At 42.6% G+C, this 11,855-nt stretch carries 12 protein-coding genes; 8 read left to right on the top strand and 4 right to left on the bottom strand.

Going from position 1 to position 11,855, the window contains the following annotated elements:
• The first annotated feature begins 179 nt into the window (after positions 1 to 179).
• The 4 genes from BO225_RS00465 to BO225_RS00450 all read left to right on the top strand — a co-directional run bounded on the left by BO225_RS00465 (position 180) and on the right by BO225_RS00450 (position 5,129).
• Positions 180 to 1,643, top strand: coding sequence for an MFS transporter (locus BO225_RS00465; RefSeq protein ID WP_083632018.1), 1,464 nt, complete (start codon positions 180 to 182; stop codon positions 1,641 to 1,643).
• A gap of 171 nt (positions 1,644 to 1,814) precedes the next feature.
• On the top strand, positions 1,815 to 2,939 hold the full coding sequence (locus tag BO225_RS00460) for an HAD family hydrolase (protein ID WP_076340339.1): 1,125 nt from the start codon (positions 1,815 to 1,817) through the stop codon (positions 2,937 to 2,939).
• 119 nt (positions 2,940 to 3,058) lie between these two features.
• On the top strand, positions 3,059 to 4,441 hold the full coding sequence (locus BO225_RS00455; protein WP_076340338.1) for a sensor histidine kinase: 1,383 nt from the start codon (positions 3,059 to 3,061) through the stop codon (positions 4,439 to 4,441).
• Positions 4,419 to 5,129 carry an HAD family hydrolase gene (locus BO225_RS00450; protein ID WP_076340337.1) on the top strand — a complete coding sequence of 237 codons (711 nt, stop codon included), beginning with the start codon at positions 4,419 to 4,421 and terminating at the stop codon, positions 5,127 to 5,129. Before BO225_RS00455 ends, BO225_RS00450 begins: the two co-directional genes overlap by 23 nt.
• Here BO225_RS00450 and BO225_RS00445 read toward each other — a convergent pair.
• Positions 5,121 to 6,113 carry a hypothetical protein gene (locus BO225_RS00445; RefSeq protein ID WP_076340336.1) on the bottom strand — a complete coding sequence of 331 codons (993 nt, stop codon included), beginning with the start codon at positions 6,111 to 6,113 and terminating at the stop codon, positions 5,121 to 5,123. The genes BO225_RS00450 and BO225_RS00445 overlap by 9 nt on opposite strands.
• Positions 6,114 to 6,205: 92 nt before the next feature.
• On the opposite strand from BO225_RS00445, the gene BO225_RS00440 reads away from it, so the two are divergent.
• Positions 6,206 to 6,580: a thioesterase family protein gene (locus BO225_RS00440; RefSeq protein ID WP_083632016.1), complete on the top strand. Its 375-nt coding sequence runs from the start codon at positions 6,206 to 6,208 to the stop codon at positions 6,578 to 6,580.
• A gap of 34 nt (positions 6,581 to 6,614) precedes the next feature.
• Here BO225_RS00440 and BO225_RS00435 read toward each other — a convergent pair whose 3' ends face one another.
• From BO225_RS00435 to BO225_RS00425, 3 genes are read right to left on the bottom strand one after another with little or no spacing between them, the layout of a single operon-like run.
• On the bottom strand, positions 6,615 to 8,285 hold the full coding sequence (locus BO225_RS00435) for a putative glycoside hydrolase (protein ID WP_076340335.1): 1,671 nt from the start codon (positions 8,283 to 8,285) through the stop codon (positions 6,615 to 6,617).
• Between the two features lie 51 nt (positions 8,286 to 8,336).
• A complete protein-coding gene (locus BO225_RS00430; RefSeq protein WP_083632015.1) occupies positions 8,337 to 8,741 on the bottom strand; it encodes a VanZ family protein in 405 nt (134 codons plus the stop codon).
• Positions 8,738 to 9,244 (bottom strand): HAD domain-containing protein, encoded by a 507-nt coding sequence (locus tag BO225_RS00425; RefSeq protein WP_076340333.1) that lies wholly within the window; start codon positions 9,242 to 9,244, stop codon positions 8,738 to 8,740. Before BO225_RS00425 ends, BO225_RS00430 begins: the two co-directional genes overlap by 4 nt.
• A 91-nt stretch (positions 9,245 to 9,335) precedes the next feature.
• Here BO225_RS00425 and BO225_RS00420 point away from each other — a divergent pair, with 91 nt between their 5' ends.
• From BO225_RS00420 to BO225_RS00410, 3 genes are read left to right on the top strand one after another with little or no spacing between them, the layout of a single operon-like run.
• Positions 9,336 to 10,649, top strand: a complete 1,314-nt coding sequence (locus BO225_RS00420; RefSeq protein WP_076340332.1) for a TrkH family potassium uptake protein — start codon at positions 9,336 to 9,338, stop codon at positions 10,647 to 10,649.
• 14 nt (positions 10,650 to 10,663) lie between these two features.
• Positions 10,664 to 11,332, top strand: coding sequence for a potassium channel family protein (locus tag BO225_RS00415; protein WP_076340331.1), 669 nt, complete (start codon positions 10,664 to 10,666; stop codon positions 11,330 to 11,332).
• 4 nt (positions 11,333 to 11,336) lie between these two features.
• Complete coding sequence (locus BO225_RS00410; RefSeq protein ID WP_076340330.1) at positions 11,337 to 11,834, top strand: GNAT family N-acetyltransferase; 498 nt, start codon at positions 11,337 to 11,339, stop codon at positions 11,832 to 11,834.
• Positions 11,835 to 11,855: the final 21 nt, after the last annotated feature.

Raw genomic sequence — 11,855 nt, 5'->3', positions numbered from 1 at the left:
TGAGAGGAATACAATAACAATTTATGCAATGTACATAACAAGAAATGGTGTATTATTTTCTTGGATTATCGAGTATTCTATTCATGTGCTCACGTGATAGCGCTTTCAAAGGAAAGCCAGCTTCTTTTGAAAACGCTTATCAAGGTGAGTGAGAGAAACAAAGAAAAGGAGACAATACTATGATCAATGTTTCAGATGTAAAAGCCAAAGCGGCTCTTCAACAAGAAGAAGAACGCGCGGCTCATAGACCTTTTGGATGGAAAGACAAAATCGCCTATATGTGCGGAGATTTCGGAAACGACTTCTTCTTCATTCTTGCCTCTAGCTTTTTGATGGTATTCTACACGAACGTTCTTGGGATCCCAGGGGCTCTAGTCGGAACGCTCTTCTTGGTAAGCCGCTGCGTTGATGCGTTCACGGATATTGGAATGGGACGGATCGTCGATAAATCTAAACCGAATGCTGCAGGACGCTATCGTCCATGGATCAAAAGAATGATGCTTCCAGTAGTTGCTGCAGGTGTTATGATGTTCGTGCCTTGGGTCGCTCATCTACCATACACGTTTAGAATCGTATATATCTTCGTGACTTATATTTTATGGGGAAGCTTCTGCTACACTGGAATCAACATTCCTTACGGTTCGATGGCATCGGCGATCACGGATAAACCAGGAGAGCGCGCTATGCTTTCGACATTCCGCTCGATCGGCGCATCGCTAGCAGGATTGTTTGTTGGTTCTTTGACACCACTCTTCGTATATACGACAGATGCAGCCGGAAACCAAGTGCTTCAAGGAAACCGTGTATTCATGGTTGCCTGCATCTTCGCTGTTCTCGCACTGATCTGCTACACGATCTGCTACAAATGGTCGGTAGAAAGAATCATCGTCGACAACTCGAACCAAAAACAATTGTCTGCAAAAGACCTTGTTAAGGCGCTTGTAACGAACCGCGCGCTTGTTTCGATGATCGCAGCTGCTATCGTATCGCTTCTTGCAATGCTTTTGGCACAATCGATGAATATGTATCTCTACATGGACTACTTCAAAAACATCGGAGCGATGTCGGTAGCTGGAATGATGATGACTGCTTGTACGCTGCTTTTAGCTCCATTCGCTGGTAAGATCGCCGACAAGTTCGGTAAAAAAGAAGCGTCCGCGTTCGGTTTGTTATTCTCAGCCGCAATTTACGCATTCTTGTTCTTCGCTCGCATTCAAAATGCATGGCTCTACTGTGGAATCTTGTTCTTCGCCAATATTGGATCTGGAATCTTCAACTTGATGTTGTGGGCGTTCATCTCGGACGTGATCGACTATCAAACGGTTGAAACAGGTTCTTGCGACGGCGGAACGGTTTATGGAGTCTACTCTTTCTCTCGTAAGATCGGACAAGCCTTGGCTGGTGGTCTTGGTGGTTTCGTGATCAGTGCGATCGGGTACCAAGTGAGCACAGGCGGACAAGCAATCGTTCAAAGCGAAGCGGTAACGAGCGCGATCTACTCAGTAACAACTGGTGTTCCTGCTGTTGGTTATATCGTGATCGCCTTGATCTTGATCTTCTGGTATCCACTTTCGAAAAAGAAAATGACAGAAATCAAATCAAAATTGGACGCGATGAACGCAGAAGTTGAAGAAAGCCTATAATTTATATCAAAAAGATTATTGTCAAGAGGACAATAGTCTTTTTTTTATTGTGCATATAAGTAACGATCCGAAAATGTAAGCGCTATACTCAGTATGTATTAAAAGAACCAACACAAATAGAAAAATCAGGCCTGCTTTTCTTAAGGTTCTATAAGGAGAGAAAAGAAGTATATGTTACACAGATTCATGAGTGGCATTCTTGCTACAACTCTGGCTTTTGGAATGTATATTCCAACGATTATGTCTATTAGCGCTAAAGAGCAAACAGAAGAAATAAAGAAAGATCAAACCCCGTCTTTTGAAGAAAATGATTTTGAATATTGGACAAACGATTCAAAAGCGAAACAAAAGCTCGTTGATTTTGTGAAGAACGCGACCAATCCAAATTCAAAAGACTTTATTCCGATCGAAAACCGAATCGCGGTATTCGACATGGATGGGACCCTCCTTTCTGAAACCAATCCTTACTATTTTGAGTGGATGATGTTTTTTCATCGGGTGCTCGATGATCCAACGTATAAAGCGCCTGAAAATATTCGAAAATTTGTTGAAGATGTAGCAGAACCAGCCGTTTATGATGGTAAAGTGAGTGACGAGATCGATGCGCAGTTCTCCGAATATCAAGCGGAAGTCTACAAAAACATGAGTCTTGACGAATATGAAAAATATGTTCAAGATTTTATGGATCTACCTGTGAATGGACAAGATGGAATCACATATGGAGAATCATTCTATATGCCTATGCGCAATGTCGTCGACTTTTTGCAGGACAATGATTTTCAAGTCTATGTTGTATCAGGCGCTGATCGTTTGACCACAAGGGCAGCCGTAACGAAAGAGCTAGGTATTCCAGCAAATCATGTGATTGCTTCCGATTCAATGATCGAAGCTTCGAATGAAGGCGATGAAGATGGTGAATTCTATGGCTATACAAAAGATGACGAACTTATTCGTGGTGAAGAGCTCATCAAGAAAAACTTGAAAACCAATAAAGTGACAGCGATCGCTCGAGAAATCGGAATTCAGCCTGTCCTAGCTTTTGGAAACAGCTCAGGCGATGAAAGTATGGCCATTTATACGATCACCGATAACGAATATCCAGCTGAAGCGTTCTTACTTCTCTGTGATGATACCCAGCGAGATCATGGTAATACGGAAAAAGCAAAAAAAGTGGCGGATATGTGTAAAAAAGATGGATTCAATACCATCAGCATGAAAAACGATTTCAAAACAATTTATCCAGAAAAAGCCGAAAAAAGTGAAATCATTGATGAAACAGGTGAAGCGATCGAATAAAGAATATGAAAAAGATTACTGATAAATTTTGCAGTAATCTTTTTTTATGCCTACAATTCCAGGTATAATAAAAAAATAGAAATAAAAGACAAAGAAGGAAAAAGGAAAGGAGGAACGTCATGAAGCATCGGATCATTACTACATTTACTTTTGTGCTTTTGGTCGTTCTCGCCTTGTCGTTTTTAAGCTTGTATTTTGTTTTCTATACAATGTATATCAAGGAACAAGAAACGATGCTGGAGCATACGATCGATCTTGTCGACGCCTCGATTTCCAATCAAAAAAAATTGGATTTCTTTTTGGAAGAAAGCGATATTCGAATGACGATCATCGATCAAAATGGAAAAGTGATCAACGATTCAACGGGAAAAGAGTACGGGAATCATTCCAAAAGGCAAGAAATCAAATCCGCGAAAAAAGACGGGATCGGAAGCGATATCCGCTACTCTTCCTCCAACAGTATGAATTATTTGTATGTGGCTAAGTATTTTCCAAACACGAAACGATTTGTTCGTTTAGCGATCCCGCTCGATGGATTGAATGAAAGCGTGGCTCGCACCCTTCCGCTATTTATTGGTTTGTTTTTATTGGCCGCCTGGCTTGGGTATATTTTTATTTCCAAGGTGTCCGATTCTTTGCTTGAACCGATCCACCGGATCTCCCAAAAAGTCAGGAACAAAAAGGATGCGCCGATCAAATTCGATCTGTATAACTATGAAGAACTGCAGGAGATCACGTCCTCGATCGAAGAGATGGATCAAAAGATCTATGAACAGATCGAACGCCTTAATCAAGATAAAAAAATGCGCCAGCAATTTTTCGCCAACGCCTCCCATGAACTCAAGACACCTCTAACAAGCATTCAAGGTTATACGGAACTGCTTCAAAGCGGGTGGCTGAGCGAAGAACAAAAACAAGAAAGCATGGCGCATATCCATGCGGAAAGTCTTAAGATGAGCAATCTGATCCAAGATATTCTGACGATCTCCAAACTTGAAACGCATGAAAAGATCAGCCAAGAAGAAGAAATCGATCTCAAAGAACTCGTCGAACAGACGATCCAACGGCTCTCGCTGATTGGAAAAGAAAAAAACATCCACATTCGCGCTCATCTTTCCTCTTGTAGTATTTATGCTTATAAACCTTATATGGAAGAACTCGTCATCAACTTGATCAAGAACGCCTTGATCTACAACCGTGAAAACGGGGAAGTTGATATCACGCTCCATCAAGAAGGAAGACAAGTGTATTTTGAAGTAAAAGATACAGGCATAGGGATCCCAGAAGCGGAACTGTCCAAGATCTTCAAGCGGTTTTACCGCGTCGATCATCAAAACCGAACAGGAACCGGCTTAGGCCTTTCGATCGTTAAAAACATCGTCCAGTATTACCAAGGAACGATCGATGTTCGATCCCAAATTGGTGCAGGCACAAGCTTTACGATCCGAATGCCGATCGTTGAAGGAGAAAGGAAACAATATGCTCAATACGATACTCTTTGATCTTGACGGAACGCTGCTTCCGATGGATCTCGATGAATTTATTCAATATTACTTTAAAGCGATCACAAAGACGATGGCCTCTTCTTTCGATTCCAAGCGCTTGATCCATTCAATCTGGAACGGCACGCAAGCGATGTTGGAAAATAATGGCCAAAAAACCAATGAAGACGTATTCTGGGATCGCATGCAGCAAGAATATGGTCAAGAGATCATTCATACGAAATCCGACTTTGAACGTTTCTATCAAAATGAATTTCAATCGATCCAACATGTTTGTCCAAAAAATGAACAAGTCGCCGCTTTGATCGAACAACTCAAAAAGGAAAACCTCACCCTTTTGATCGCGACCAATCCGATCTTTCCGGCAATCGCTACTTTCTCCCGAGTTAGATGGGCCGGACTTGATCCAGCCGATTTTAAAACGATCACGACCTACGAAAACAGACACGCCTGCAAACCAAATCTTCTTTATTATGAAGAACTGATCAAAATTTATGATTTGGATCCGGAAACGTGTTTGATGGTCGGAAACAATGTCGAAGAAGATATGATCGCCCGCCAATGCGGGATGCATGTTTTTCTGTTGACAGATCATCTTCTCAATCCTAGAAATGAGAACATCGATCAATATCCACATGGTGACATTGATGCGCTTCTCGAGTACATAAAAAAGCTGCAGTCAAGGTAACTGCAGCTTATCAGGTTGATAATCGCTTGTAAGGATCGGTTTGACAAAATAAGCCAAGATCGCATAACGGGCAAGATCGAGAAGGCCAAAGAAGAGGAACGCCTTGATCGGATATAAACCAGAATCATAATAGCCTTTAATTTGGAAGAAGCAATAGATCAAGAACAAAACTTCAGCAAGAATACAGCCATACACGATCTTTTTGGATTGCGGCTGGTTGTAGTAGAGATAAAGAACAGGGATCGTCCAGACAAAAGCCGTGAAGATCGAAAAGATAAACATCTCGCGCGTGGCGAATACTTGTTGTAGATCATAGCTCGCGAAGAAGTTCGAAAAGATCTGGACGATGATCGGAAAAACGATCAGCTCGCCATAAACCCCGATTCCAAGCCGTAAAGCAAGCTGTGGATAGGTCATCTCCTCTTTTACAGGCACTTCCTTTTCTTCTTCGATTTCTTCAAATTCTTCCTTTTGATCAGCGACTCGTTTTTCTTGCTGGATTACAAGCTTTCGTTCTGTTTGCTGCTGCTCCATGAACTTTTGTTCGAGCTCGCTAGTAAGAATGTGATCATAATAGATCCGGCAATATGGATTTTTATAAAAATACATTCCTACTTGAAACAAGATGAGTTCCAAAACGAACATTCCGCCTAGACAAAAACCATACGATAGAAAGTTGGGTAAATCATCTAAGAGCGCTTTGATCGGAATATAGAAAAAACCAAGGGTGGCAAAAAAAGCGAGCCAATACAGCCAGCGCGACCATTTTTTTCCACTCGCCAAAGCGATAAACGCTAAAAGGATGATCAAAGCATCTCCTAAAGCGATCCCTAAAAAAGAATAGGCGAAAAGCGAATTTTTAAAGAAGTCCAAAGTCAGCGTGTAATAGATCGCGAACAGTACCGAGCCAATAAATATATAAAAAAACACGATATGAGCGATCACTCGATTTTTTGCTTTGGATAAAATCATTGTATCATTCATACGAAAAATTATACCACAAAATCCCGCCCATTCGTCTAACTTGAAATGAACTGTTAGATTCGCTACTATGAATGCGAAAAGAGGATGCCATTATGATGAATACAAAAGTCGATATTGAACGAACAGTCAAAGAATCCGGCATGGCGAGCACGATGCACTCTGGTTCCTTGGAAGTATTAGCGACTCCGCAAATGATCGCTTGGATGGAAGAGGCGAGCTGCCTTTGCTTGAATCTAGACAAGGATGTCACAAGTGTGGGCGTCAAGATCAATGTTAAACATTTAAAAGCCTCGCCGCTAGGCGCTGTGATCAAGATCCGCTCGACGATCACAAAGGTCGATGGTAAAAAGATCCATTTTTACGTTCAGGCTTTCCAAGGCGACGATTTGATCGGTGAAGGAGAGCATGTCCGCGTGATCGTGAACGCAGAAAAATTCGTCAACAAGACATATCATTTCAATCAATAAAAGCTAGGACCACATCCTAGCTTTTATTATGATCTTATTTTAAACCGTCCACGATCGCGTTGATATCTTCCATATTTCCCGCACCAGACCAAACCATATAATCATCATAGCCTTGGTCTTGGATGCCCTCTATTTCTTGCTGTACGCTATAGGGATCGAGCTGATAGCCTTGGATCCACGTTCTATATTTTGCGGCATCTTTTAAAGAAGACAACTGTGAGTGGCTCAAAGCGGTGAATTTAGAAAGTGTTTCGCGTGGAGCTTCCATCGGAACAGGAATATCCATCGCTCCTAGCGAGAAATGATCTAGATAAGGCATTGGCGATACCACATCCACTACGTTGGCGATCGCGGGCAAGAATTGCCCAATATCTTGATCGTCCTTACTGATGATCGGCCATGCGAATACATCGGCACTCGTATAGGTATGGGTCTCTTCCAATTGGTCTTTGGCATACGCTAAAAAGCCTTGAAGAGCCGCGACCTTGCTTTCATTGTATTGGTTGTGGAAATCGCCTGTATGATCGAGCGTTCTTTGCAATGTTCCATCTGGAAAGCGGACATAATCGAATTGGATCTCGTTGACATAGGGCGCGATCTCTTTGGCGATCGAGACATTGTACATCCACGCTTTTCTTGAATAGGGCGATGGCCAATAAAAACCTTCATGATTGATCAAATTTCCACTCTCATCCGTATACGATTCTTTTGGATTCTGCGTGGCGAAGATCGGATCTTTAAAAGTGACGATCCTTGCGATCATGTAGTACCCGGATTTTTCATACTCTTTGAAGATCTTTTTGAGCTCCTCATTCGAGACGATCGGAATGATCGCGTCTTGCGGATCCTTTAAATAGTCCTTCGCTGCTTTGGAATCATAATATAAGATCCCGTTGTCATCTTTGATCTCGACCACAAAAGCGTTGATGCCGCTTTTTTTGGAAAGCTGCAGCAATTCGTTTTTGTTTTTGATCAAATTCTCTAAAGAGACATGATACGCCTTGACATGCTCTGGCATTACATTATCTTCGTAGGCTTCTTTTTTGTTCGATTTGTAATCGACTTGATCGATATAGGCGTCTTTGGAGTATCCTTCTCCATAATAAGCGTCCCAATACGGCAAGTATTGGATCGAGCTGCCATAATTGGCTAGAGCGCTTTCTTTGCTTGGCTCGACATATTTGCCAGGAACCCAATATGTTTTATCGTCTTTGGTGATCTCATACCATTTCACTATCCCCGTCTTCAAATCGAGATCGTTTTCGTCCACATGACGGACTTGAAGAGCTTCCCCTTTTTTTGCCACAACATTGCTTAATTTTCCGTTTTTGCTTTCATAAAGAGAAATCAAACGCCTAGGGTATACGGTTTTTGTATCGACACACTGCTGGAGCGAGGTCGCTAGATTTTGATTAGGCACCTGAAAGATTTCTCCTTGATACTCTATGCTCGATTCTTCTTCTCCCTCATCTCGAAGCCGAACTTGAGTGCCCCGGGTAAGATCCACGGTTCTTTTCGCGGCTTCTTTCCCATCCATATATAAGATAGGGACCTGTAAAGTCGGCTCGTCGCATTTGATATAGCGTATAGGATGAATCAAAGAATTGATCGAAGGGATCCCATAACGGATACCCGCGATAAAGAGCAAGATCAGACAATCAGCAATGATCAGTAGACGAACGATCCTCTTGATTCGTTCGTTCATGTTATCACCGTTTCCATAGTAGCATAGAATGCCTAAAAAAAGAAACCTTGCTCACTTATACTTAGAAAGGAGCAAGGCTGCCAAGATACTTCCGCTACTGTCCAGAAGGACATCCTTGAATTGACCCGATCTTGCCTCCACCCATGTTTGATGCCACTCATCAAAGCTAGCATAGAAGAAACAAACGAGGATCGAACAAAAAAAAGCCTTCTTTTTTGAATGGCCCGAAAAGCGAAAAGAAAGATACACATTCATTCCCAACACAAAATAGATCGTAAAATGAGCCGCTTTCCGCACAAAAAACTGAGCACCTTCTTCGCCGAAAAGCGGATAGAAGATCATTGCGAAATGACTAGAAAGCGAAGAAGAACGATCTCCAGTTTGACTCGAAAAGAAAAAGATCATCCCCATGATCAACAATGAGACGAGGATGAAAGGCAACGCTTTCTTTTTCATATTTGATATTGGAGCAAACAGACCGCTTTTTCATATTGCCCATGATCAAAACGCTTTTGAGCTGCGATAAAATGGGAAGGAAATTGTCTAGACATATTCAGATCATCGATCACGATATAATTATTGATCTGATGTGCTTCGATATAATTTTGGATCATTCGATACCGAGGGACATCTGGATCTGTGCATCCGATCACCATATCGCCAAGATCGAAAATATTCAAAATCGCCTTGAGCTGCTCCAAGGAAAAAAAGAGCCGCCAAGTCGAAGTCAGGACGATTTTCGCATCGAACGATTCGCACAGCTTTAAGATCATACGACAGCTTTCTGCATCAAAGTGATGATAGATCTGGTTAACAAGATTGTTCGGAAGCGCTTCGATACGCGCATCCTCTTTCTTATAGGCGAGCTTTTTATTCAGCTGCTCGATCATCGTATAGGTCTGGATCCTTTCTTTCGGGGCAAGGACACCATCGATATCTAGAAAAATGACTGCATTCATTTTGATTCTCCCTTTCAAAATCATCATACACTAAAATTGAAACTTATTCAGTGAAAGTTTATACTTTGTAGAGAATAAGGTGGTTTATTACATGATAAAAAATCTTGAATACTGGATCAATAAACAGTCGCCGGCTAGAATCTTATCGTTAGGTTTCGCCCTAGTGATCTTGATGGGAGCGTTATTATTCATGCTTCCGATCTGTCATAAAGCAAACGAGCCTGTCGACTTTATTGATGCTCTGTTCGTTTCGACAAGCGCCGTGTGCGTGACAGGATTGACCACGATCCCGATTGGAGATACATTTACGCCGATCGGATATACGATCTTGGCGATCTTGATTCAAATCGGAGGTTTAGGCGTCGCAAGTGTAGGCGTCCTATTTACCTTATTGATTGGACGAAAAGTCGGCCTCAAAACTAGACAGCTCGTTGTGGAAGCGATGAATTTTTCGAGCTATGGTGGCGTGGTGCAGATCATGATCGTCTTTTTGAAGATCACATTTTTTACAGAGCTGATCGGCGCCGTTCTCTCGTTTCTGATCTTCCTGCCTAATTATTCCCCTCCAGCTGCTTTGGGGATCGGTTTATTTCATTCGATTTCCGCCTTTAATAATGCAGGCTTCGATATTTTAGGCGCTTATGATTCATTGAGCGCGTACGCGAACAACGTTCCGATGAACTTGGTGACGACGATCTTAGTCATCATCGGCGGATTTGGATTTTACGCTCTGATGGATTTGTATCAAAATCGGTTCCAATGGCGCTATTTAAGACTCAATACGAAAGTCGTTACATTCATGACGATCTTTTTATTGATCAGTGGTACGATCTTGCTCAAATGGACGACCGATGAAACGTGGCTTGAGGCGTGGTTTCAAAGCGTGATCGCAAGAACAGCTGGATTCAGCACGTTTTCGTTGGCAAAATTCACGCAGCCTGCTTTATTGGTCTTCTGTGTTCTCATGTTTATTGGCGCTTCTCCTGGATCGACAGGTGGCGGGATCAAGACAACGACCTTTTTTGCGGTCGCCTTCCAAGCGATCAGCAGCACGGTTGAAAACAATCGAGATGAGATCTTTCATCGTAAGTTCCCGAGCCTAGTCTTTCGAAAAGCTTTGACCGTTTTGTTTTATGGATTGGCAGTTGTCTTTGTCGGCACATTTTTGATCTTGTTCTTTGAACCAGATCTTGATCTATCCAGCGTGCTAGTGGAAGTGACTTCCGCCTTCGCTACTGTTGGAAGCACTGTGGGTATCACGCCAGGACTTAGTACTCCAAGCAAGATCGTCTTGATGATTTGCATGTTCATCGGCCGATTGGGACCAACGACGATCGCAACACTATATATCGTCAAAGGAATGAATGAAGCTTCCTATACGGAAGAAGACATTATGATTGGATAAAGGAAGGAAAAAACATGAAAAAGAAAGAACCCGCAAGCTATGCGATCATTGGCGTCGGCCGTTTTGGAAGCGCCTTAGCGAGAACGCTCGCTCTATCTGGAAGACAGATCATTATATGTGATAAAGATGCGGACCGCGTCAAAGAACTTCGCGATTTAACTCCGTACGCTTTTGTCGTTCCCCAAATGAGCAAAGAAGCGCTTGATGAAATCGGGGTCAGAAACTGCGAAGTCGGGATCGTGTGTATCGGAAACGCGATCGAAGTCAGCATTCTTGCGACGCTTCATTTGATCAATCTTGGTTTGCCACGCGTCATCGCCAAAGCGACAACGCAAGACCAAGGACAGATTTTGGAACGGCTTGGCGCTGAAGTTGTATATCCCGAACACGATATGGGAGTCCGGCTAGGAAAAAAACTACTCTCGAATCATTTGGTCGATTTCTTTTCACTCAACGATGAAACAGAGATCTATGAAATGATGATCCCCGATAAATACGTAGGCAAAAGCGTGCAGGAAGTTGATCTGCGTGCGAAATATGGTTTGAATATCATCGCGATCGAACGAGGAGAAAGCACGATCACCGATATTTCACCGAATTATCGGTTTGAGTTCGGCGATGGGATCGTCGTGATCGGGCGGATCGATTCGATCCAGCGCTTCGAAAGCGATCAGGAAAGATAATTTTATGCAGATGCGTCCATTTATCAATCAAGATGCCAGAACGATCGTATCCTGGATCAAAGATGAGAAAACTTTTTTTCAATGGAGCGCGAGCGTATACGGCTTTTATCCGATCTCGCCTCAAGATATGATCGATTTGTATCGCTTGCACCAAGAGGACAATTGGTTTTTTCCTTTTACTTTTGTCCAAGAGCATACAGTGATCGGTCATCTGATCTTTCGTTATACAAATCCCGCATATACGCATGTTCGGATCGGCTTTGTCATCAAGGACCCAAATATTCCTCATCTTGGAGGCAAGATGCTTGAAATGGCTGTGTTGTACGCGATCGAATTTCTTGGCGCCCAGCAAGTCGATCTTGGGGTGTTCGACAACAATCCTCGTGCGATCGCGTGTTATAAAAAAGTTGGATTCGAGATCGGAAGAGAAGAAGAACCGATCCCGTTGATGGATTCGTTATGGACATCGCATCAAATGGTCTATAAAATCGAAAGGGAATAAGAAGAGAGCGCCGCTTTCTTC

The organism is Dubosiella newyorkensis (genome assembly GCF_001945605.1).
In the GTDB taxonomy this organism is placed as follows: Bacteria; Bacillota_I; Bacilli_A; order Erysipelotrichales; family Erysipelotrichaceae; genus Dubosiella; species Dubosiella newyorkensis.
This window is presented reverse-complemented; position numbering and strand designations above follow the sequence as displayed.

Bases quoted from the DNA above. Each gene is read 5' to 3' on its own strand.
- BO225_RS00465 (WP_083632018.1), top strand. From the start codon at position 180: ATGATCAATGTTTCAGATGTAAAAGCCAAAGCGGCTCTTCAACAAGAA.
- BO225_RS00460 (WP_076340339.1), top strand. From the start codon at position 1,815: ATGTTACACAGATTCATGAGTGGCATTCTTGCTACAACTCTGGCTTTT.
- BO225_RS00455 (WP_076340338.1), top strand. From the start codon at position 3,059: ATGAAGCATCGGATCATTACTACATTTACTTTTGTGCTTTTGGTCGTT.
- BO225_RS00450 (WP_076340337.1), top strand. From the start codon at position 4,419: ATGCTCAATACGATACTCTTTGATCTTGACGGAACGCTGCTTCCGATG.
- BO225_RS00445 (WP_076340336.1), bottom strand. From the start codon at position 6,113: ATGAATGATACAATGATTTTATCCAAAGCAAAAAATCGAGTGATCGCT.
- BO225_RS00440 (WP_083632016.1), top strand. From the start codon at position 6,206: ATGATGAATACAAAAGTCGATATTGAACGAACAGTCAAAGAATCCGGC.
- BO225_RS00435 (WP_076340335.1), bottom strand. From the start codon at position 8,285: ATGAACGAACGAATCAAGAGGATCGTTCGTCTACTGATCATTGCTGAT.
- BO225_RS00430 (WP_083632015.1), bottom strand. From the start codon at position 8,741: ATGAAAAAGAAAGCGTTGCCTTTCATCCTCGTCTCATTGTTGATCATG.
- BO225_RS00425 (WP_076340333.1), bottom strand. From the start codon at position 9,244: ATGAATGCAGTCATTTTTCTAGATATCGATGGTGTCCTTGCCCCGAAA.
- BO225_RS00420 (WP_076340332.1), top strand. From the start codon at position 9,336: ATGATAAAAAATCTTGAATACTGGATCAATAAACAGTCGCCGGCTAGA.
- BO225_RS00415 (WP_076340331.1), top strand. From the start codon at position 10,664: ATGAAAAAGAAAGAACCCGCAAGCTATGCGATCATTGGCGTCGGCCGT.
- BO225_RS00410 (WP_076340330.1), top strand. From the start codon at position 11,337: ATGCAGATGCGTCCATTTATCAATCAAGATGCCAGAACGATCGTATCC.